The sequence below is a fragment of the Spirochaetae bacterium HGW-Spirochaetae-1 genome (assembly GCA_002839375.1).
In the GTDB taxonomy this organism is placed as follows: Bacteria; Spirochaetota; UBA4802; order UBA4802; family UBA5550; genus PGXY01.
The window spans coordinates 75330-98793 of sequence record PGXY01000008.1 but is presented as its reverse complement, the minus strand read 5'-3'; the positions used below and the strand labels follow the sequence as shown (position 1 = coordinate 98793).

The following is a 23464-nucleotide window of genomic DNA, read 5'->3' as shown; positions in this document are numbered from 1 at the left end:
ATGGCGCATCTCATCGACCTCAGTATTGCCGTTGAAAACGACCTGCCTTCAGACCCTCCCATGATGATCCCCAAAATTCAATATGTGGATCACAGCGAGGGGGCCGGGCAGATGAAACTTTTTTTCCCCGGCATAGACCCGGAGAAGGATCTGCCTGACGGAAAAGGCTGGGCCATGGAGCTTGTCTCGCTCAGCACCCATTCGGGCACGCACCTCGATGCCCCCTGGCACTACCATCCCACCATGGATGGGGGGGCACGGGCGCTGACAATCGACGAAATACCCCTGGAATGGTGCATGGGCAGGGGGGTCAAACTGGATTTCAGGCACTTTCCCGACGGGTACCTTGTCACGGCACGGGATATTGAAAAGTCATTTTCCGACATGAGCTATGAATTACAGCAGGGCGATATCGTACTCGTAAATACCGGGGCGGACAAATACTGGGGCAAGCCGGAATATCTCATGAAGGGATGCGGCATGGGAAAAGAAGCCACACTCTGGCTCTGTTCACAGGGAGTAAAAGTCGTGGGCACCGATGCCTGGAGCTGGGACCGGCCGCTACCCATCATCGCCGGGGAATACGCGAAGACAAAGGACAATTCAATCATCTGGGAAGGTCATTTCGCCGGCATAGAAAAAGGATACTGTCATATAGAAAAGCTGACAAACCTGGAAAGCCTTCCGGCCTCGGGGTTCACCTTTTTCTGTTTTCCCGTCAAGATACGGAAAGCAAGCGCCGGCTGGATACGAGCCGTTGCCCTCGTGGACGATTGAGTCATGCCCGGGCCAGAGAACCGAGAATCCCGTTCATGATGATAGTATAAAAATCATCGGTGAGCCTGTCCAAATCTATTGACTTACGGTTATTTTTTTTCAGGACAAAATAATAGTAATCAACGCGGAGAAAAGCGCCGGCTATCATATTGGATGCAAGCTCGATATCCAGATTGATCGTGAGAATGCCTTTCTTTTCCGCAGCTTCCAGTTCATTGACAATATAACGCAGCATACGGTTCTCGAATTTGCCCAGAAATGGTTCATAGATGGTATTGAGACCCGGTCCCACACGCAGATAGATATTGCAGAGGTCCTCGTTGTTCATAAAAAAAGTCAGGCTCCGGCGTATCAATATCTTGAAATAGCCAAGCAGATTCTTCTGCCTCTGCTCCTCCGTATCAAAGAGCACCTGCACCTCCCACTGATCAAGAAAACGGTGAAGCAGAGCAACGAATATTTCTTCTTTATTTTTAAAATAACGATAGAAGGTCCCCTTCCCAATGGCTGCATCACGTATGATTTCCTCCACGTAGGTTTCATAGTATCCTTTCTGCGCAAATATCTTTTTTGCGCTTTCAAGCAGCTCTTCTTTCCTCTGTTCTCCTTTACTGGTCATGCCTTTTACCCGGTTGATTTTTTCCCATATCTACTATATTTCTATGGATAACGTCAATAATATATTTAAGGATAGTCTTTTCTACTCATGATTTTTTAATATATGCAGTCTGTTTTATACCCCAATGAAAAACATCCGTAGTATCTCCACGTTTAAAAATATATTTTTATCCATTTCTTCTTGACATTTAATTTGCCGGAATATAGATATGGACCTGACGCGTCAGGTCTATTAATATAAAAGTTAATTCATTATAAAGGAAGTACTTTTTTATTCCTACTATTCATTTGGCTGTATCTGGTGACAAACATAAGGTTAATAACCTTGCTTTAAAACAAATAAATCAGAGAGGAGGTCTATAACGTGAAAGAATCGACAAAAGTACTAATGAAAAAACATGGATGGCGATGGGATAAGGCCATCCATAATTACCTTTATTTCAAATTTTACTACCCCTATGTGAGCATACTTTCAAAGATATTCATTCCACTTGGATACCTGACCTGGTTCAAGCCGCTGAAATATGCCGGTAATTTCGTCTTTAACAGATATCACAGTAAGGTATTGTCCAGTGAAGACACAACTAAAATATTCACGCTCAACGAAGATATAAACCTTGTATCTGATGAAAACAAAAAAATTGTACCCTATAAATACGCACATAAGATACTGTTTAAAGATCACGAATTTATCGTTGTAATGGACTGCCCGTGCAAAAAAACATTTAATGCCCCCAAGGAAAAAATCAACTCATGTTTTGTTGTGGGAAGCGGTACCGGTAAATTCTGGCTTGATTCCTGCCAAAAATACAATCCCCGACAGGTAAAACGCGAGGAGGCGCTGCAAATTATCAAGGACTTCCGAAAAGAAGGTTACATAACGCAGGCATTTTTCAAGGTCGCCACTGGCGGTAGCACGGGAGTTATCTGCACATGCCATCCCGATTACTGCGTCAGTCTCCGTGCATCAAAACTGACCAGAAAAATACATCCCGACACGACCATGACCATGAAATCAGGCTACTCGGTGAAATGGGATGAGAAGAAATGCAAAAAATGCGGTACCTGTATCAAAACATGTAACTTCGGAAATATCAAGCTGGATAAAAACGGCCGCATTTATGATCAGAAGGAATGCATGGGATGCGAGCTATGCGTTGAACACTGTCCCAATGGCGCGCTGACATTGTTTATTGATAAAGCGAAGCCCCTGCCCCTGGACATGGATTATGTAAAAGTGAAAATAAAAGAAACGGAATTGAAAAATTAGAAATTCCAAATATCTTGTTTAATCAAAATCGGCAATGCAGCATTACCGAAAAGGAGACTTTTATGAAGAATCAAGAATTTGACGTCATCGTTGTCGGTTCCGGCATTGGAGGGACCACGGTAGCCCGGGAGATGACCCGGCGCGGAAAGAAGGTGCTCATCCTCGAAAAAGGCGGAAGAACCGAAATGATGGGGAACACTCTCACCATGGCTTTCATATTAAAAAATTTCGGGCTGCTGAGAAGTGAGGAAAAATATGTTGTGACTGTAGGAGACAACTACGGAGGGCTTTCTAATCTTTCAGCGGGCTGCGCTGCCCCCCCGCCTAAGACCGTGTTTGACGCGGTGGGCATTGACCTTACAAAAGAGACGGCAGAAGCACGTGTTGACATGAAGATCCAGGTTCAGCCCGACCATCTGGTAGGCAAAGAAAACCTTCGGCTGATCGAGGTTGCCAACGATCTGGGATATAACTGGGGCAAGATGGAAAAGTTTATCGACTGTGATAAATGCTCCGGAAGTGGAAACTGCATGCTTGGATGCAAAACCGGCGCGAAATTCACGGCGAGAACCTATGGAGATGAAGCCATTGCCAATGGAGCCATACTGAAGCTGCATACAAACATTAAAGAAGTTATCGTGGAAAATGGAAAAGTCACGGGAGTCAGGGGAACAAGTTTTGGAAAACCCGTCACGTACCGTGGCAAGATCGTGGTATTGTCCTCGGGTGTCAGCAATGCCCATATCCTGCGCAGGGCCGGTATTGAAGAGGCAGGCAGGGGATTCTGCTGTGACTGGCTCCAGTTCGTAGGCGGCATTGTGCCGGGAATGAGTACATCAAAGGCAACTCCCATGTCAGTAGGCACCCTGGAGCATTATGAATCGGACGGGATAGCTATCGTGCCCGTTTTCCCCAACTGGTCACAGTTCCTGGTGATCATGGGCATGATGGGACCGAAGTATCTTCCCCGTTTCTTTGATTTCTGGAAATACACGGGTATCATGGTCAAGATACGTGACGAAACCGTGGGAGAGCTTTACAAGGGTAACAGATTTTCCAAACCCGTTACTGTTGCGGATCAGAAAAAACTCGATAAGGGTGTGGGGATTATCAAGAAAATACTCGTGAAGGCCGGTGCCGATGAAAGCAGTATTCTGGCGCTCAAACCATCGGGGGCTCACCCCTCTTCAACTTGCAGGATAGGAGACGTTGTGGATACAAACCTGGAAACAAGCATCAAGAACCTGTACTGTTGTGATGCCAGTGTATTCCCATCGTCACTGGGACTCCCCGTGGTATGGACCGCTGCGTCACTGGGCAAACGTCTGGCTAAACATCTCGATACTGTGAAGGTATAACCGGCAGAAACCTCATACGCTGACCAGGGGATGCATATTGCGGGAGATACCACCCGGATTGCACCTCCTGGTTCTGCGACCAGCCGGGAGAGATGGAGATACTCATCAGGGATACAGAGGATTAATAACAGGGACCGCTGGAAGCGAATGGAAGTTCATGCGAGACGCCAGACATTGATTTCAGGATCATTATGACATTTTTTACAGAAGGCTTTTGTGTCGCCATGGCCGCAGCCATAGCACCATATATCATAGGTACGACACTCGACGCACAAAATCTTACCACAGCCGTCGCAGATAACGGCAGACTCAACCTTGCCGCACTCCTGGCATATTTTACCATCGATTATCTGCATTTACCGTCTTACCAGTTTTTGAACCCGGCATTTTCCGTTATTTTACGACTGATATCTTCAGCCTCAGCGACAATCGACCTGATAATCTCTCCGGCGCTCTGTATCTTTTCCAGCTGACCGATCACCTGCCCCGCCGGCAGCGACCCATTGCTCACGTCGCCGCCCATAAGACCCTCGCGGATCTTTCCCTTGCCGAACATGAGCATCTCATAGCTGGGAACTGCCTTTTCCTTCTTCTGATACTCGCTTGTAAATTGATTTTTGAGGCATCGCATGGGAAGACCCGTAAACTGCCCGGTCACCGTAGTATCATCTACACCGGAGCGAATAAGCGCTTCTTTTACATTGTCATGAATGGGGCATTCCAGTGCAGTAAGAAAACGTGTTCCCATCATGATTCCCGTGGCGCCCAGCACCAGGCATGCAATCATCTGCGAACCGTCGCCGATTCCTCCCGCGGCGATAATGGGGACCCGGTCACCTACAGCCTTCCTGACCTGTGAAATAAGGGGCAGTGTTCCGATTCGGCCGATATGACCGCCCCCCTCCTGCCCTTCAGCAACAATGATCCCCGAACCCGCTTCAATGGCAGCAAGGGCGTGCCGAACCGTGGCAACCGTGGGAATAACCGGTATTCCCGCCTTTTTCCCAAACTCCATTACCGGAGCGGGATTGCCGATGCCGGTAAAAATAGCGCTGACGCCCATGCGGCACGCCAGGTCCGCCTTTTCCCGGCACTCCGTATCTTTAATAAAACAGTTAACACCCAGAGGCTTATCCGTTTTTTTTCTGTATGCTGTTATTTGTTCCGCAAGCTCATCAATAGCAAGGTTGCCCGAGGCGATAACGCCGAGCCCTCCGGCTTCGCTGACAGCGGCGGCAAGACGGTAATCTCCAGCAAAGGCCATCCCGCCCAGGATTATAGGGTATTGTATATTGAATATGTGGCACAGTCGTGTTTGTAGCATAATAAAAAATTACATTGGGGCTGCCCCTCAGATGCAAGCAAAAAATGTCTTCTCCCTGGAAAAACGGGGTTCAACGATTTCACCTGACTTTTAAAAATCTCCAGGGACATCCCCAATGTCTAATTAAGATTTACACAAAAGGTTATGAAGCAAATTTGCTGAGAACGTCCCTGGCAATCAGCACACGCTGAATTTCCGAGGTACCTTCCCCGATATCCCCCAGTTTCGCGTCACGATAGAGCCGCTCGACGGGGAACTCTTTTATATATCCATATCCACCAAATATCTGTACAGCCATATTAGAAATCTTCACCGCGCTCTCGCTGGCAAAAAGTTTTGCACACGAGGCCAGAATCTGCGCGTCGGCCTGTTCGGTTTCTTTTGCCCAGGCTGCCTGGAAAATGAGAAGCCTCGCCGTATCGATTAGAATGACCATATCGGCCAGTTTGAAGCTTATTTCCTGGAACCTGTTGAGAAATTTTCCAAAAACCTTGCGCTCCTTGGAATAGGCATTGGCATAGTCAAGACATGCAGTAGCAATACCCAGAGACACCGTAGCCATACCGATACGTCCATATTCCAGAGTTTTCATAGCCTGGATGAATCCCTTGCCTACCTCGCCGAGCACGGCGCTTTCTGGAACTTCACAGTCCTCAAGAAATATTTCAGCCGTGGGTGATCCACGGAAACCCATTTTATCAAAGGCTTTCCCCACGTTGAATCCTTTTGTACCTTTATCAACGATAAAGCATGTTACTCCGCCGCCGGGACCCGCCGCCTTGTCATTATAGGCGAAAATAAGGGCCACATCGCATATGGTGGCGTTGGTGATAAACGTCTTTGATCCGTTAAGGACCCATTTATCTCCTTTTTTAACAGCCGTCGTCTTAATAGAGACGGCGTCGGAACCGGCTTCCGGTTCCGTGAGGCCGAATGCGCCGATAATATCTCCCTTGATAATCCCGGGAAGATATTTCTGCTTCTGTGCCTCGGATCCGAAAAGCTTCAGAGGCATACCGAAAAGTCCGCAGCTGGCGCCGGCCGACAGAAAAGATGACGCGCAGGCCTTGGCAACCTGTTCACTGGCGATCACATGGCTGACCAGATCATTGTTTGATCCGCCGTATTTTTCCTCATGGAGCATCCCCAGGTATCCGATGGAGGCCAGTTTTTTTATGTTTTCCTTGATCAGGACATCGACTTCTTCTTTGGAAGCCGTATCGAGCTGATGGGCCCGCGGCTCCAGTTCTTTCTGACAGAAATTCTTAAAATTTCCGGCAATCATCCATTGTTCTTCATTGTAATCGTAATTCATATCTGCCTCCTTATCAACCGAAACTCAGCAATCGAGAGATGATAAATCTCTGAATCTCCGATGTACCGCCGCCTATCTGAGCCAGCTTAGCGTCGCGGAGCATTCTCTCTATTGGATAGTCGTGTATATAACCATAACCGCCGAACACTTGGATAGCCTCGGAAGCCGCCTGAAGACCCATGTCACCCACAAAGGCCTTGGCCGTTGAAAGATGCCGATGATTGAGAGGCTTATTCGTATCCTTGTCGTGAGCCACCTGATAAACCAGCAGCTTCGCCGCTTCCATGGTGACTTTGATGTCGGCCAGTTTGTGCTGAATGGCCTGAAAACTCTTTATAGGTTTGCCGAACTGAACGCGTTCCGTGGCATACTTCGCGGCCTCTTCCATCATGTATCTCAGTCCGCCCACAAAGGGAGCCAAAAGGGCGCTGCGATCCCATGAGAGTGTTTCATGAGTATAGCTGAATCCTTTACCCACTTCACCCAACAGGTTTTCTTCAGGGACTTCACAATTATCAAAAAATACTTCCGACGTCGTGGAAGCACGTACACCCATCTTGTGAAAAGGCTCACCCGTTGAAAATCCCGGGAAAGTATTTTCAACTATAAACGCAGTGATGCCTGCATTGCCGAGATTTTTATCTACTGTAGCAAAAACAATGCACACATTGCATATGGGGGCATTGGTGATAAAGGTCTTCGATCCGTTGAGGATCCATTTATTGCCTTTTTTAACAGCTGTCGTTGCCATGGAAGCTGCATCAGAACCAGAACCCGGCTCGGTAAGTCCCATACAGCATATCCATTCACCGCTGGCCAGTTTAGGAATATACTTTTTCCTCTGAGCATCGGTACCGTTTTTGTACAGCGTGTCCGTTCCCAGGTAGGTGTGGGCTCCCAGGGCAAGCAAGTGTCCCTGGTCTACTCCGGCGTGCCCCAGTGCTTCAGCGGCCACACAGCAGGTTACGACATCAGCGCCTGAACCGCCCAGCTCTTCGGGAAAGGGAAGCCCCAGCAGGCCCATCGCTCCAAGTTTTTTCCACAATTCAAATGAAAACTCGCTCTTGAGGTCCGCCTGCTCGCAAAGATCGACGATCTCATTTTTCGCGAATTTATATACTGTTTCACGAAACATCAATTGTTCTTCTGTAAATCCGAATTCCATACGTTTCCTCCTTTTTAAGTTGCAGGTATATTCAGCTACTTAGGCTACTTCATTTTGGGTGGAGGAATGACAAGACCTTCACCGACACCAACGATCTCACCCTTCTGGTTTGTCCAGGTGAGCTTCATTTTTATCCATTTTCGTTCTTCCATCTTTTCAACAACTTCAGTGGTAGCGGTGATAGTATCACCGGGATACGTAGGAGCCTTAAACCGTGTTTTGATTTCCAGGGCTACAGTTCCAAGACCGGGAAGTTTTGTTCCCCATACAGGGGCGATCAGGCTGTGAGGAATTCCTCCGTGAGCTATCCTGGTCTTGAAGGGTGTCATTTTAGCAAACTCTTCATTCATGTGCATGGGATTAAAATCCCCTGTGATTGCGGCAAATAATGCAATGTCAGTTTCTGTGACTGTTTTTGAAAATGATGCCTTATCACCGACCTGAATTTCATCATATGATTTACCCAGTTCGTATTCCATAGTTTTACTCCTTAGATTTTTTTTAATTCAGCAAGGCTGATTTTTATTTTACCGGTATTATCATCCGGCATCTTACCGAATGATAACACGTTAATTCACAAACTTCGCTGCTATACCGAATGTACCGCAACCTTTGCCGACAGAGTATTGTAACTGCAGGACGAACCGGATAAACACCTTTCAGCTCTTTTTATTACCGTCCTTTTTCACGAGCAGAACAAATATCTGTTTCGTAACCTTTTCAGCATATTCATCATAATCAAAGGCACCTTTATCAATCACGTACTGTATTATCATACCCTGAATAACTGAAATGATAATTGCCGTTGTGTATTCCACATCTATAGTGTTAAACACACCCTGCCTGATACCCTCTTCGATTATTCTCCGACATTCGTCGCGATAGCTCTTCAGAAGCTTCATATTAGCCCGGTGCATCCGGTCGTTGTTGTTTGACAGTGTCCAGAAATCAAATATTACGGAAAAATACTCCTCGTCCTTTGCGAGCTCAAAGGCGTGAGTCATAAAAACTCTGAGCTTTTCAACGGGGCTGTCCAGTTGTTCAAAACTTTTGTCCAGGAAACGGCGCAGGTTTTCGTTGATATCCTTCAAAACTGAAACAAGAAGATCCTGCTTATTTTTGAAATAATAATGAACCAGGCCCGTGGAAAGGTTTGCCTCTTTGGCTATATCCCGTATGGTAAAATCATGGTAACCTTTCTTACTGAGTACCCTATAGGCGGCCTTAATCAGCTGCGAGCGCCTGATATTGATTATCTCGCTCTTACTTTTTTCGTTCATCACTCATAAACCTCTTGATTTTATTTCTCAGTCATGTTTCTTGTGTATGTAGTATAAAAACTATTGACTGAACATCCAACCAAACTATTCAGGCGCCTTTTCCGGTCAAGAAAATTTCCAAAATACCTTTATTATAGTGGGCTTTCCCGGGACAATAACGTTTAATGTCTTTTGCCTGTTCATGACCGGTTCCCATCCCAGTAAAATCCGATTCCCGCGGTTTTGATGATTTCCTCATTTTCTTGCCAGTAACCGGTTTCATGCCATTCATCAGGCACATCACCAATACTGCTTTTATTAAAGAGTTTCTCTTCCCTGGAAGTAGTTCCTCCCGATATAATACTCATGGGACAATATTCATGCTGATGAAAGGGATTGAATATTACAAATCCCACATCATCATATTCAATGCCCTCGTTCAGCATATCAAGTTCATTGAGAAGCCTGTCGGCTACTTCATGGACCGGCACTGAAAACAATATTTCCTGCAGCGCGCCGCCAACGGAGCGGTCCAACTCTTTGATGAGATCCGCATAACCGTCCGTTGCCAGTACAACCCTGTAAACATCATCCGACAGGCTTATTGTCTGGACAGCTGCTTCCATAATGCTCCGGCCCGCAAAATTCATATCAACAACCGTCTGGTAAACGACTGCTTTAGTTTCGGTGTTGATGACCATCACCATACTGTCGCCACCGTTGGCGATATGGAGATTTAATATATCACCGTCCCGATCAATACAGACCGAACTGAAGGTTGTCTTGTGATTGTATTCCTGATCTGAATAAATCTTTTTAACATACTCACGCAGATCATCCACACCGGGAACTGCCGGCCCCCCGGATAGTAAATGCTGATAACGCACCAGCAGTTCCCTGGAAGCCCAGGGAAACCGCTCGGTACCGTCGGCGGCGGCGAAAACACGCCGTCCGAAATCAAAGAGCAGGCAGTCTCCATTTCCGAAACCACACCGCACCTTCTCTGTACCCGTGGCGATGAATCCTGAAAAATATTGTTCCATCTTCAGGGAACGCCTCGAGGCATTTATCAGTATTGGTCCATTGGACGACATGGCGATCAGTCTACAACCCTGAAGTATTCGATGTCTCTGATGGTCCCTTTTCTCACTTCTGAAAATACGGGTTCAACACGCGCACCGACCTTGATTTTTGATTCATCCTCGATGTTGATATAGTGCTGAAACAGCGTATCGGCCCCATCCAGTTTGATAAAACCGTAGCCATAGGGCACCGGCTTCTGCTGACCCGTTTCAGGATCAATAAAAGCATAACGGAGGATGGTGAAGGAACCGATAGTTCCGCCGGGTCCCACTTCAACCCATTCCTTCATCTCCACGAAGCACTGTCCGCAGACACCGCGGGGAGGAATATAAACCTTGCCGCACTTCGGACATTTGAGCCCGACGAAACGTTTGTTATCTTTAATTTCTTTAAAAAATTTGCTGCCATGCATGCCCACGGCGTAATGGAAGGGCTGTACAGCTTTTCCCGATTCAATTATGATATAATCTTTATCACTCATGGTTCCCCCTTAAAAATTCGGTTTCTTTTTGCCGTGAAGTATCATATCGGTCCACCAGCATCCGCCAAAGCCGGTGCTGACAGCGAAGTTGACATCGGGGACCTGCCTTCCTTCCGCTTTACCCATGACCTGCATGGCCGCTTCACAGCACCTGATAAGTCCCGTCGCGCCGATGGGATTACAGGATATAACGCCGCCCGAGGGATTTACGGGCAGCTCGCCGCCCATGTCCGTATTTCCGTCCCAGATATACTGAGGGCCTTCTCCGGGTCCCACGATCCCCATATCCTCTATCCAGATGATGCCGGCGAAGGAATAGGGCTGATACAGCTCTATGACGCCGATTTCCTTCCGGGGTTCTTTGATTCCAACTTTTTTGAATATCTCCTGTGAACACTCCCTCATGCTGGTAAGTCTTCCATAGTCGGCATCACCAAGATATGAATAACTGTGCCTGTTGGATGTACTCCATATCCAGTCAGGTTTTGACGTTATTTTCTCCGCAAAATCCTCGCTGGCCATAATCACCGCCGCTGCCCCGTCTGTCCTGGGACATACATCGAGAAGGTGAATGGGATCGGCAAGCATGGGAGAAGCGAGTACATCTTCAATTGATACTTCTTTCCTAAGCTGTGCATGCGGATTGTTCATAGCATGTTTTCTGTCCCTGACGGAAACCCTTGCACCGTCTCGGTCAGTTGCCCCATACCTGGCTATATACGCCTGTGCCTCAACGGCCAGACCCGAGATGGCGCCGGCAAATACCAGGCGGTCCCAGACAGGATCAAAGGCCGTTGTAATAGCGCCGGTCGTATCGGATTCGGAATTTTTTTCCCAGCCGATGACCAGGACTTTATCAAACAGACCCGAAGCAACCATATGATAGCCGCCGATAGCGATAGTACATCCCGTGGTTCCACCGGTGGTAATCTTTATTATGGGCTTCATGGTTCCGCCCGATCCGTCGACGCTCCAGCAATCCACGTAATTGATACCTTCAAAATGATCCATGTTGCCGATGATAATGGCATCAATATCGTTTATGGTCATGTCCGCATCTTTCAAAGCGGCCTGTACCGCTTCATTAATCAGTTCCTGCCCGTTGACATCGGGACGGTGGCTCTTATGATAGGTCTGCCCGGTGCCTACGATTGCTACTCTTTTTGCCATATCATATCCTCCTATTTATCCTTCCCGAGAACCCATACGCAGTGCGACTGCCCGCAGAGTCCGTTGACTCCCTGGGCAACACCCGTCCGGGCTTTTGCAACCTGGTAGGCTCCGGCTTCGCCGCGAAGCTGTTTTACGACCTCGGCCATACGAATAAGACCGGCGGCGATGACGGGGTGACCACTCAGGAGGCCTCCCGAAGCATTGACGGGCAGTCTTCCACCCACATTGAATTCCCCTTTTTCCAGGAGCTTTCCGGCCTCTCCGTCGCCGCAGAGTCCCATGGCTTCAAGCCACAAGAGTTCCTGGTATGTGAAGGCGTCATAAAGCTCGGCAACATCAATTTCTTTCCCGGGATTTTTTATCCCGGCCATTGCATAAGCCTTCTGTGCGGCTTTCTCCAGCGAAGGAGCTTTTGACAGATCCCTGTCACCGAAAAAGAAAGCGTCGGAATAGAAGGATACTCCCTTAACCCAGACCGGCTTTCCCTTGTACTTGCCGGCTCTATCACCATTGGCGATTATAATGGCACAGCATGCATCGGACACGGGAGAGCAATCCAGCTTATGAAGAGGGTCCGCAATCATTTCTGACTTTAAAACATCCTGAACGGTTATGTCCATGGGAAGCTGGGCCAGCGGATTTTTTTTAGCATTTCCATGATTCTTCACCGATACCATGGCAAGCTGTTCCGCCGTCGCTCCCGTCCTGTGCATATATGCGTTTGCCTGCATGGCACAGGCCGTGATCATATCCATCCCCATACTCCTCTCATAGATGGGATCAAACGCGCCGTTCGTTATGAGACTCGAAATGCTCTGTGATCCCTTCGTATGGGCAGTTACCAGAGTGGTCCCATAAGACCCGGAAAGAACCCTGGTCAGTCCGTAAAATGCGCCGAACGTCCCGTCTCCCTCTACGCAGGAAACGTTCTTATGAGCGGCACCGCTGGCGTCTCCGACAGCCATGCAGGATATGGTCCTGCCGTCCCAGAAATCATTTGACGTGGTTACTACATTATCAATATCATCAATTGTCATTCCGGCATCATCAAGGGCCTTGTTGACCGCTTCCCATGCCATGTCAGCAAAGGTATCACGGACTTTATTGCCCTCGATAGAAGTCATTCCAATACCAATTATTGCGGCATTATTCATTGTCATCCACCTCACTTATACCGGTCTAAAAAATTCAATGTCCTGAATGGTGCCATTGCGATCAGAGGCAAACTGAGCCTCGACCCTCATCCCGATTTTAACTTTTTCGGGAGCAATACCCTCCAGATAATGGAGCATTGCCGTGTCAGCACCATCCAGTTTTATGAGTCCGTAAATCACCGGCACTTTCTTCTGAATTGCCGCAAGCTGCCGTCGCGCAACAGTGAATGACTGCAGCGTCCCTTTGCCCGACAACTCAACCCATTCAGTATTCTTAACAAAGCATGTGGGACACACCTTCCGCGGAGGAACAAATGTCTTCCCGCATTTTGAGCACTTGAGGGCCAGTATTTTTTTATCATCACGCAGTGATTTCAGGAAATGCGTCGCCGTCTCTCCGGCCCACCAGCTGTAGGGAACACTTATTTTGCTCTCATACACCATGGGCTCGATTCCGTCGAATCCCTGCTCAAGCGCGGTCCTTTCATTATCTTTCATTTATTCAGCCTCCCCTTTTCAGTATCCATCAACGGCCAATAACATATTTATAGGGATCGACATCTTCTCTGAGAATTCGCAGCTCATCAGCATGAGGAGGATCCGTATCGCTGATTTTGTCCGCCCAAAGAAGTTCAAATCCACAATTATCCTGAACATCCTTTCTGCTGTAACCGGGATTGATGGAAACGACTTTCATCCGTTTCGATTCATCATCAAAACCCATGATGGCCATATTGGTTATAATCCGGTAAGGGCCTGTTCCCAGGGGAAGACCTGCTTCATACCGTGAATTGCCTCCCTGGAGGTAACCCGGAGAAGTTATGAAATCACACTTCTCGGTAAAACGCTTTGAATCCTGGGGAGTCATCATCATGGTTCTCCAGCACAGGGAAGCAAGATCATTGGCTCCGCCTGATCCGGGAAACCTTACTTTCGGTTTCGCGTGATTGTCGCCTATCATGGTGGAGTTGATGTTCCCGTACATGTCTATCTGAGCGCCGCCCAGGAATGTATAATCCACCATACCACGCTGGCATGTTTCCATAATTTCCGGCATGGAACTTGCCATAATTGCCTTATGGAATGTCCTTGAGTCACCAACGGAGATCGGCATTGAAGGCAGAATTGGAGCTACTCCGCCGGCCTCGAACATTACGCAGAGGTTGGGAGATTTGGTTTTTTGCGCAAGCATCGCCGCTGCGCAGGGAGCACCGGTTCCCACGACTACTATCGCGCCGTCTTCAAGATTTCTGGCGGAGATACAGATCATCAATTCCATTGTATTATAATCAGCCATTACTTTTTCCCTCCATTGCCCATATCTAACAACAATTCCTGAGCTCTCAGCTTCTTGATTTTTTCTATTCCCCCGTTCAGTTCCAGGTACTCATTGAAATTTTTCGTACTGTATATTTGTTTATCATAAAACTTCTTAAATTCTTCGGGGTCCTTTTCCGCCGTGAGCCACTCCTTGATATGTCCTTCATCGGAGAAATACTCATAGGGCATGTTGCCCGGATAACTGCCGTAAGGAACCTCTATGACGGCATCAACACACCAGAAGGGAATAAATGTTTCTTCAGGTTTCTGCCGGATCTTATCGGTATGGATCAACTTCTCCGTGGTTATAACAACCCTTTTTGCAGCCTTAGCCAGATCCTGATCGGATACTGACGCTCCATACACATGGGCGTTTCCGTAGATATCGCATTCATGAACATGAATCGCCGCAAAATCGGGATAAAGTGCGGGAAATGCCGCGAACTTTTTACCCGTAAAGGGGCACTCTATCTCTTTCGCCGCGCTGTATTCAAATGTCGAGGTGCCGAGAATGTTTCTTGCCGGCATAAATGACAATCCCATAGCTGCGGCCTTCAGCCTCCACGACAGCGTTGCATTGGTCCATTCCGTAAGTTTGATCTTTCCGTCCTGTACCGCACGCCTCGCGTTGGGCGAAAGACCGCGTGCCTCGAGACCGATGATATAGGCTATGTCGCACCTGTCGATGCATTCCCCGCCCACCAGTATCTGGAAGTCGTGGGTCGCCGTATGTCCGGCAAATCCAAGGTTTTTCTTCTTCTGACGTGCTATTTCATGTACTATTGCTGTCGGTATTCTGTTTGCACCGAAGCCGCCGATGGCAATGTAGTCACCGTCATTAACCATGGTCTTAACGACCTCTTCCGGTGTTGAAAGTTTTGATTTCATCGCACGGGATTTATGTCTGAAAAACTCCCTTGCCTTATCGGGATCCGGATCTGTGAACAATTCGTTCCTTCCCGATTTTAATTGTACGCTCATATTCATACCTTTCCCCCTGCTACTTTAATTTAGCATTTTTATTTGGCTATGTGATACTTCTCTATTTAACTTTTATCTCATCTTCATACATTGAATCAATAAGATCCTTGTACTTCTGCTTCACGACGTTTCTTTTTACTTTTAAAGAAGGCGTCAGCTCACCCGTTTCCTGTGAAAATTCATGATCAACAATTTTAACCTGCTTGATCGTTTCATAACGGGCCAGATTCGTATTCCTCTCATCAATATGCTCCTGAAGAACTTTAAGAAAAGCCTCATTGGCCATAAGTTCTGCCAGGCTTGTATACGAAATGTTTTTTTCCTGGGCAATCTTTACAGCCTGATCCGGGTTGATATTGCAAAGAGCGGTAAGATATTTCTTCTGATCGCCGATTACAATAAACTGGGTGAACAGAGGATCTGCCTTATAAAGGTTCTCGATCTTCTGTGGAGCCACGTTCTTTCCGCCCGAGGTTATGATAAGGTCCTTTTTCCTGTCGGTGATGAGGAGAAACCCGTCTTCATCGAAGTAGCCTATATCACCGGACATGAGATACCCATCCTCGGTAAATGCTTCTTTTGTCTCTTCAGGCATTTTCCAGTAGCCCTTGCAGACGTTGCCGCCCTTCATAAGAATTTCACCATCATCGGCAATTTTTATTTCCGTACAGGGAATCGGCGCTCCCGTGGTTCCAATCCGGTAATGCGATATGTTCTGCATTGTGGCCGGCGCACAGGTCTCGGTCATTCCGTATCCCGATATTACCATAATCCCCGCAGCATTAAAAAACTGGATGATTTCCTTGGCCGTTGGCGCACCTGAAGCTGTCATCCATCTAACCCGCCCGCCGAGTGCGTTCTGCACATTTGCGAAAATCATTTTATAGGCGATTTTATATTTTATTCTGAGCAAAAGAGGAATTCTCTTTCTGGCTTCACGAAACTCGCTGATACGGCTTCCGACCTTCTGTCCCCAGTAGAAAACTTTTTGTTTAAATGGAGAGGCTTCTTCCACCTTGGCAATTATTTTCTGATACACCTTTTCGCATACCCGGGGAACTGCCAGGACGACCGTGGGGCGTTTTTCAGCCAGGTCTGAAAGAAGAGAGTCGATGCTTTCGGCATACGAGGAGGTTATCCCCACATACATGCCATACCAGTGCCCGGCAACCCTTTCAAAAACATGACTGAGCGGAAGAAACGGCACAGTCTGATCCGTATCGTAAGCATAATGAGGCTCTACAGCGTCAAGAGCTTTAATAACAGAAATTACATTGTTGTGCGTTATCATAGCTCCCTTGGGAACACCGGTAGTACCCGATGTATAAACGAATGTAGCATAATCTTCCAGTTCAACCTGATCCGCCAGTGTTTCAAACAGAGTTGGAGATTTTTCAAATTCCCTGCGTCCTATATCAAGAAATTCTTTATAGCTCAACACATAATCTGGAGTATTGGCGGAATCCTCGTTTTTCATAACAATGATGTGAGTGAGACCGGCACAGCGTTCCTTGGCATATAATGCCTTCTTCAGCTGAACAGTATTCTCAACAATCATGACTTTTGCGTCGGAATTACCGACTATATATTCTGCCTCTTCGTCTGTCAATGTTGGATAGATAGGAACAACACAGGCTCCAATTCCCAGAGCTCCCATATCCGAATAAAGCCATTCCAGTCTGTTCTCGGAGAGGATAATAATTCTGTCCCCCCTGCTTACTCCCATTGAATGCAGCGCAAGACCGGCAGCCCGGGCCCGCTCATAGTATTCATTCCAGGTAGCACTTTCCCATTTTCCGTTAAGCTTTTTCTCGATAGCAAGCCTGTCTCCGTATTTTTTTGTACGGTTCCTGAAGACCTGATTAATCGTTTTCTCTTCCATCCACCCCCCCTGGCAGACTTCTGCGTTTAAGCTATCTGCCTTTAAAATTTGGTTTACGCTTTTCAAGAAAAGCGGTTATTCCTTCTTTCTTATCTTCGCTTTCTGCAAGTCTCCCGAATAGTTTTCTTTCCTGTATTAAAGCATCTTCTTTTGAAAGTTCTATACCCTGCATAACAGCTTCGAGTATTGTTGCAACGGCAAGCTGTCCTTTGTATGATATATCTTTTGCCAGTTTCATTGCCTCTTCCATCAATTTGTCCTGAGGTACTACCTTGTTCACAAGACCGACCCTGGCTGCCTCTTCCATGCCGATAAATTTCGCCGTAAGCATATATTCCAGTGCCCTGGCAGTGCCCAGCAGACGGGTCATCCTGACCACGCCGCCGAAAGCGGGCATAATGCCAAGTGCTACCTCGGGAAGTCCCATCTGGGCCCCCTCGCTTGCTATCCTCATATGACATGCCAGAGCCAATTCCGTTCCTCCTCCCAATGCTGCGCCGTTTATGGCTGCAATAACAGGTTTCCTGGAGTTTTCAATAAGCCTGGTTATTTCATGGGCCCGGCCTGACAACCGTTCCCCTTCCTCGGCGGTATCCACTTTCTGAACCTTGTTAACATCAGCGCCCACGACAAACGTAGGTCCCGCTGCGGTTATTATAATAACTTTCACCCGCTCATCAACCTCGATCTGATGCATGGAAAATTCCAGTTCCAGCATTGTCAGCTCATCCAGGGCATTCATTGGCGGATTGCTTATAGTCAGGGTGGCAACCCCTTTTTCGTTTACCTCATAATTGACTTTCTGTCCCATCTTCGTACCTCTAACATATTCCATGTATTCATGCAGGGAAGCACCGGGCTCCCCTGCATGAATGTCTGTATAATTCTATTTTTTATTCAATCCCATGACTTCCCGCGCCTCATCGGGAGTGGCAGGAACACGGCCTAAGGCCTCGGCAATTCTCACGGCCCATTCAACCTGTTCATAGCTTCCCTTGGCAAGTTCACCGGTCGGAACACGGATGTTGTCCTCAAGACCCACCCTCATGTGTCCGCCCAGGAGACATGACTGGGTAATGGCCGGAAACTGATCGATTCCTACGCCGCATGTCGTAAAATTTGCCTGGTCCGGAATGGCATTCTTCAGTGCTATAAAGGATTCCGCCCTGAAGGACTGGCCGCCGGCTACACCCCATACAAAGTTAAAATTGTACGGAGCGCTGAAAATTCCCTGCTTGGCTATGAGCATCCAGTTGTCCAGACCGCCCATGTCATAAACTTCTATTTCGGGTTTGACACCGTTCTCTTCCATAGCCTTACCAAAATCCTGGAGCATGGTGAAGGTGTTCTCAAAAACGAAATCGATGAATATTTTCCCGGTCTTACGGTCGATGATACTGAAGTTCATCGTGTTTGTGTTCAATGAAGCCATTTCTGGCTTGATGGCAACTATCTGGGAAATGCGCTGCTCTGCGGTTTTCCCCATACCAACAGCCGAACTCAGGTTCACAATCAGGTCAGGACACTTGTCCTTGATCGCGTCATGCGTTGCCTTGATCCTGGCATGATCGTGCGTTGCGAAACCGCTCGATTCCCTGGCATGAACGTGTACCATGGCAGCACCGGCTTTATAGCATTTTTCCGCTTCTTTTGCAAAATCTTCCGGTTCATAAGGTACGTTTTCGTTCTGATTTTTCATGGTGGCGGCCCCGGTTAGAGCCGCAGTAATAATTACTTTTTGTGACATGTCCCCACGCCCTCCTGCTTGTTTTTTTGGCTGCGGAGCGGAACCCGTACGCGGACCTGAACTTGCTGATTCAGACCTGTCCCTAACCTCAACCTTGCCCGGTTTACCGGGTTTGAAATGATCGATATCCAGTATTGTATTGGTAGGCTGTTTTGCGAAAACCGCTTCAACACGCATACCTATTTTTACTTCCGAAGGCTCGACCTCTTCCAGTATATGCATGAATGGTGAGTCTGCTCCGTCGAGTTTTATCAGCGCCATGATGAATGGAGCCTTCCTGGGCAGATGCTTATCATTGTAGCGGACCACTGTGAAATTGGTCACTGTGCCCTCATTTCCCAGGTCAACCCAGTTATCACGTATATCAGTAAAGTCCTTTTCACATACCTGCTTCGGCGGAACATAGACTTTATTGCATTTGGGGCACTTCACACCCATAATCTTCTTCTGGTCACGGATGGTAGTAATAAATTTACTGCCCACCCTGCCGGCGAAGTATGAATAGGGGAGTGCGAGTTTCCCATCCACTACGAAACAATCTTTCTTATCATAATTAAGACTCATCGTTCCCCTCCTTATTCGTCTATCTCGAAATACTTGATATCAAAAACACTGCCCGTAGGCTTGTCACTCCAGACCGGCCTTACGCGGGTGCCCGATACGTCGTTACTGCCATTCTTAATCCGGTCAATCTGATCCCGACGGATATAATGAGCGAAAGTATCATTACCGACACAGCCATCGAGGAGGATATTGAGCATACCGTAAGGCGTCTCCCTTGTTTCACCGGTCAGCGGGTCCGGACTGGCATAGTATACATATTCCATGTACCTGACCTGTCCCTTGGGTCCCACTTCAAGCCATTCCGTTGCCGGGATGCGGCACTCGGCGCATACTTCCCTGGCGGGAAGGTGAACCCTGCCGCACTTCGGGCATTTATTCGTATAGATTTTCTTTTCCTTCATCATGTGGAGGAATTTGCCCATAACCGGGCCCGTTGCATATCTCATATTTACGGAAATGGTTTTCTTAAGAACCAGAAGTTCCTGCTCCGGAGTCCCGCCGCCCGTGGGTGGAATATATTTCGAAAATATTTCTCCCAGTTTAAGTGCAAGCCCCGTCTCTCCCTCGATGGAAGCTTTTCCAGCCGAAAGCAATGAGAAGGGATCACTCTTACCCAGCATGACATCAACCCAGTCCTTTGCTTCGTTGATACACAGCTTGGTCGTTGGTTTGTCGGGCTGGCCTTCCTTGAGCGTACACTTCCCGCCCTTGATCGTGGCAGTCCAGACGCCGCCGTCCTTTCCACCTATATCATAGGTGATAGTGACATCGAGATCGGCAGCAGCTGCAGGCTGAAAACGCTGCACCAGCGTGCTGAACATATCGAGAATGTAATCGCGAACACTAAATTCCTGCACGGGAGCAACGTACTTGGCGAAAATCTCTCCGAGCTTCAGTGCAAGTCCAGTCTCACCTTCGATAGAAGCTTTCCCCGCAGAAAGCAGAGAAAAAGGATCACTTTTGCCCAGCATGACATCGACCCAGTCCTTTGCCTCATTAATATTAAGTGCCGTGGTCGGTTTGTCGGGTTTTCCCGTTTTCAGTTCGCATTTTCCGTCTTTGATGTAGGCGGTCCAGATTCCACCGCCTTCACCACCGATATTATAGGTGATGGTCGCATCGAGCCCGGCAGCGGCTTTCGGCTGAAAACGCTCTACCAGCGTGGAGAACATATCCTGAATGTAATCGGCCGTAGTCATTTCCTTTTTGGCCGGAACATACTTTTTAAACATCTTGGATGTTTTTCCGAAAGCGCCCAGGTCGCCGTCGACCTTGACTTTACCCGACATGAAGGCGTTTGTTCCATCAACCTTGCCTATGTTGACACCGACGAATGTTTCCGAATCGGCTATCATTGTTGATGCACAGCCGGCCAGATCGTCAGTCTTTTCAATCTTCATTGTATCATTCTTCACCGTGAGCTTCCATTTTCCGGCGCCTGCGATGTCGTAACCGAACATGGCATCGACTCCCTTGGCACCTTCAACACGAAAACGCTCCTGCATGGTGTTGAATATATCTTCTACCTTTACTCCCCAGTATTCAGCCATAATTTCCCCCTTACCAGTTGAGTTCCTTTTCAAGCATCATGAGCACCGTCCACATGGTTCCACCGAAACCGGATGCGAGCGCGTGATTTACTTCAGTGGGTATCTGATGATCACCGGCGTCACCGCGAACCTGCAGCGCTGCCTCCGCCACACGAACCAGAGCCGTGGCACCGATGGGATTCGAAGCAATAACACCGCCGGAAGGATTCATAGGCATCTTCCCGCCGATCATAATCTCCTTATTTTCCACCAGTTTGAGATGTTCATCCCCTTCAAGCTGGAAAAAGTCCCGTATCCAGTCTACTGCCCACCACGAGGCCGGATCATACATCTCGAATACATCAAAATATTCCAACGGTTTCTTTATCTCATTCCTTGCGTACAAATGTTTCGCCGCGAAGCGGTGTGTCTGCGGAAAGGGATATTTTTTATCATAACCGAAAATTACGAATGTCTCCTCTCGGTGAACCGTTATATGGTCGCGGACCCAGACAGGTTTCTTTGACAGCTCTTTCGCCTTCTTTTCACAGGCAAAAATAACCACGCAGGCCCCATCAGACTGGGAACACATTTCAATAAGCTTCAGATCACCAACCAGTTTCGGCGATGTGTTGATAAGATCGGGAATCTGTTCAAATTCCAGCCCGAAAGCCCGGTGAGCCAGGGGATTCTTTGTGGCGTGCTTATCCATGATAACACGATACATGAGTGACACGTTTTTTGCCCGTTCTTCGCCGAACTCCCTTATAAGATCATAGGCCTTGGAGCCCGTAAGTGCACCGGTCTGCAGGTTCCTGAACCAGAGGGGATCAGCCATATTGGTGATACCGCCCGTGGTATGGCCTTCCTGCAGTTTTTCAAAGCCGATTGCCATTACCACGTCATACATACCGGAAGCAACGAGATTATCGGCCGCGCAAGCCGTTGTGGCTCCGACGGTCCCTCCCGTGGTTATCCTGATGGAATCTTTTCCCAGTGCTCCCGAACCAAGTGTATGCCAACAATCGGGCTGATGGACCATTTCAAAAAGCTCCATATTCCCGTGTACGATACAGTCTATATCATTCATAGTCAGCCCGGCATCATCCAGGGCGGCCCTAACCGCCTCGTGAACCAGTTCAGGCTGATTAACGTCCTCGCGGTGACTGGAATATTTTGTCTGGCCTATTCCAATGATACCGACATTTCTATTTTTTTTATGTGCCATGGTTCAACCTCCCTATTTCTCCATTATTACCACTGCCTGGTGCTGACCGGCTGGACCATATGACGCCTGCGCCAAAGCCTTCTTCACGCCCTTGACCTGACGATCTCCGGCTTCTCCACGCAGCTGTAAAAAACAATCTATGGCGCGTGCGGCGCCGCCCAGGAGCAGGGGATTTCCATTGAGCATGCCGCCGGACAGGTTTACATTATACTTGTCCATGCCGCCATCCTCTATCCATTTTCCACCTTTCCCTTCATCGGCAATTCCGATGCCTTCAGCCCACATGGGAAGCTGATAAGCTGAATGATCACAGAGCTCGAAAAGATTGATTTCACTCTTGGGATCCTTTATACCAGCCATCTTGTATGCCCTGGACGAGGCGTTTTTCAGTGAAAAATTGGATGTAATATCCTTGTCTCCCAGAAAATAGCTGTCCATGCAACTGCCGTATCCGGTCAGCCACACGGGATTATCGGTGAATTCCTTAGCCCGTGCCTCACTGCAAAGGAGCATGCCATATGCCCAGTCCGTAACGGGATAGTAATGAAGCTCCCGGATGGGATCGGCCAAAAGCGGCGAATTCATGACATCCTTCTCATCTATCATTTTATTCTCGCGGGCATAAGGATTTTTCGCCGCGTTTTTCCTTGACCTGACAACAACTTTTGCCAGATGTTCCTCACTCACGCCGGCCTTCGCCATATATGATCGGGCCTGCATGGCGTTCACATTCACGTGATCCATACCCAGGGGCCTGCAGTAAAAGGGATCAAAGGTCAGATTGGTGACCATATTCCTGCTTTCCGTCTGCGATTCCTTGGCATGCCCCATGAAAAGGATGATATCATCATGTCCGGAAAGAATGCAGGACATGGCATATCCCAGGCCGTTTATACTTTCCTGGGCCATTTTTTCCTCACCCCTGAACTGTGCACCGACAACATCGGTCACACCGTTATCTGAAATGGTACGGGCGTCGAAAACATCGTCCGAACAGGTGATAACGTTCCGTATCCCCTTTTCCATATCAAAGGTAACCTTTGTCTGGCTTATAATAGACTCAAAACATTCATGCAGCATGTTTTGAAATCGAGCATGCCAGGCATCACCCTCATTCTTTATCTGTGCAACTGCGCACAATGCTACGCGATTACCCATAGTTTCTATTCCTCCTTTTAAACTAGAATAAAAGAAAAGACTATTTCCAATTCCTTACTTCACAGGGAATCTCCGGCC

Annotated in this window: 22 protein-coding genes; 3 read left to right on the top strand and 19 right to left on the bottom strand. The window is 47.9% G+C overall.

Annotated features, from left to right (window positions below):
* The gene (locus CVV44_16515; protein PKL37236.1) at window positions 1–777 is read left to right on the top strand and encodes a cyclase; all 777 of its coding nucleotides are present in this window, start codon (window positions 1–3) and stop codon (window positions 775–777) included.
* 1 nt (window position 778) lies between these two features.
* On the opposite strand, the gene CVV44_16510 is transcribed toward CVV44_16515, so the two are convergent.
* The gene (locus CVV44_16510) at window positions 779–1396 is read right to left on the bottom strand and encodes a hypothetical protein (protein ID PKL37235.1); all 618 of its coding nucleotides are present in this window, start codon (window positions 1394–1396) and stop codon (window positions 779–781) included.
* Window positions 1397–1783: 387 nt separating this feature from the next.
* Between CVV44_16510 and CVV44_16505 the strand changes: the two genes are divergently transcribed.
* Entirely contained in the window at window positions 1784–2665 is an 882-nt protein-coding gene (locus CVV44_16505; GenBank protein PKL37234.1) for a hypothetical protein, read from the top strand.
* A 62-nt stretch (window positions 2666–2727) separates the two neighbouring features.
* Window positions 2728–4023 (top strand): hypothetical protein, encoded by a 1296-nt coding sequence (locus CVV44_16500; protein PKL37233.1) that lies wholly within the window; start codon window positions 2728–2730, stop codon window positions 4021–4023.
* A gap of 364 nt (window positions 4024–4387) precedes the next feature.
* On the opposite strand, the gene CVV44_16495 is transcribed toward CVV44_16500, so the two are convergent.
* The 18 genes from CVV44_16495 to CVV44_16410 form a co-directional block, all read right to left on the bottom strand.
* Entirely contained in the window at window positions 4388–5347 is a 960-nt protein-coding gene (locus CVV44_16495; protein PKL37232.1) for an enoyl-[acyl-carrier-protein] reductase FabK, read from the bottom strand.
* Window positions 5348–5489: 142 nt separating this feature from the next.
* A complete protein-coding gene (locus CVV44_16490) occupies window positions 5490–6662 on the bottom strand; it encodes an acyl-CoA dehydrogenase (protein ID PKL37231.1) in 1173 nt (390 codons plus the stop codon).
* Between the two features lie 13 nt (window positions 6663–6675).
* Window positions 6676–7827, bottom strand: a complete 1152-nt coding sequence (locus CVV44_16485) for an acyl-CoA dehydrogenase (protein ID PKL37230.1) — start codon at window positions 7825–7827, stop codon at window positions 6676–6678.
* A gap of 44 nt (window positions 7828–7871) precedes the next feature.
* Entirely contained in the window at window positions 7872–8306 is a 435-nt protein-coding gene (locus CVV44_16480) for a hypothetical protein (GenBank protein PKL37229.1), read from the bottom strand.
* A gap of 180 nt (window positions 8307–8486) precedes the next feature.
* Complete coding sequence (locus tag CVV44_16475) at window positions 8487–9107, bottom strand: hypothetical protein (GenBank protein PKL37228.1); 621 nt, start codon at window positions 9105–9107, stop codon at window positions 8487–8489.
* A 179-nt stretch (window positions 9108–9286) separates the two neighbouring features.
* Complete coding sequence (locus CVV44_16470) at window positions 9287–10129, bottom strand: hypothetical protein (GenBank protein ID PKL37227.1); 843 nt, start codon at window positions 10127–10129, stop codon at window positions 9287–9289.
* A gap of 56 nt (window positions 10130–10185) precedes the next feature.
* Entirely contained in the window at window positions 10186–10626 is a 441-nt protein-coding gene (locus CVV44_16465; protein ID PKL37373.1) for a hypothetical protein, read from the bottom strand.
* A 33-nt stretch (window positions 10627–10659) separates the two neighbouring features.
* Window positions 10660–11820, bottom strand: coding sequence for a propanoyl-CoA acyltransferase (locus CVV44_16460; GenBank protein PKL37226.1), 1161 nt, complete (start codon window positions 11818–11820; stop codon window positions 10660–10662).
* Window positions 11821–11831: 11 nt separating this feature from the next.
* Complete coding sequence (locus CVV44_16455) at window positions 11832–12977, bottom strand: propanoyl-CoA acyltransferase (GenBank protein PKL37225.1); 1146 nt, start codon at window positions 12975–12977, stop codon at window positions 11832–11834.
* Between the two features lie 15 nt (window positions 12978–12992).
* On the bottom strand, window positions 12993–13475 hold the full coding sequence (locus tag CVV44_16450) for a DNA-binding protein (GenBank protein PKL37224.1): 483 nt from the start codon (window positions 13473–13475) through the stop codon (window positions 12993–12995).
* 28 nt (window positions 13476–13503) lie between these two features.
* Window positions 13504–14274 (bottom strand): 3-oxoacid CoA-transferase, encoded by a 771-nt coding sequence (locus CVV44_16445; GenBank protein PKL37223.1) that lies wholly within the window; start codon window positions 14272–14274, stop codon window positions 13504–13506.
* A complete protein-coding gene (locus CVV44_16440) occupies window positions 14274–15278 on the bottom strand; it encodes a CoA transferase subunit A (GenBank protein ID PKL37372.1) in 1005 nt (334 codons plus the stop codon). The genes CVV44_16445 and CVV44_16440 overlap by 1 nt, the downstream gene beginning before the upstream one ends.
* A gap of 61 nt (window positions 15279–15339) precedes the next feature.
* A complete protein-coding gene (locus CVV44_16435; protein ID PKL37222.1) occupies window positions 15340–17160 on the bottom strand; it encodes a long-chain fatty acid--CoA ligase in 1821 nt (606 codons plus the stop codon).
* Between the two features lie 31 nt (window positions 17161–17191).
* Window positions 17192–17971: a hypothetical protein gene (locus tag CVV44_16430; protein ID PKL37221.1), complete on the bottom strand. Its 780-nt coding sequence runs from the start codon at window positions 17969–17971 to the stop codon at window positions 17192–17194.
* A gap of 75 nt (window positions 17972–18046) precedes the next feature.
* Entirely contained in the window at window positions 18047–19471 is a 1425-nt protein-coding gene (locus CVV44_16425) for a hypothetical protein (GenBank protein ID PKL37220.1), read from the bottom strand.
* An 11-nt stretch (window positions 19472–19482) separates the two neighbouring features.
* Window positions 19483–21021 carry a hypothetical protein gene (locus CVV44_16420; GenBank protein PKL37219.1) on the bottom strand — a complete coding sequence of 513 codons (1539 nt, stop codon included), beginning with the start codon at window positions 21019–21021 and terminating at the stop codon, window positions 19483–19485.
* A gap of 10 nt (window positions 21022–21031) precedes the next feature.
* Window positions 21032–22228, bottom strand: a complete 1197-nt coding sequence (locus CVV44_16415; protein PKL37218.1) for a propanoyl-CoA acyltransferase — start codon at window positions 22226–22228, stop codon at window positions 21032–21034.
* Window positions 22229–22240: 12 nt separating this feature from the next.
* Window positions 22241–23386: a propanoyl-CoA acyltransferase gene (locus CVV44_16410; protein PKL37217.1), complete on the bottom strand. Its 1146-nt coding sequence runs from the start codon at window positions 23384–23386 to the stop codon at window positions 22241–22243.
* Window positions 23387–23464: the final 78 nt, after the last annotated feature.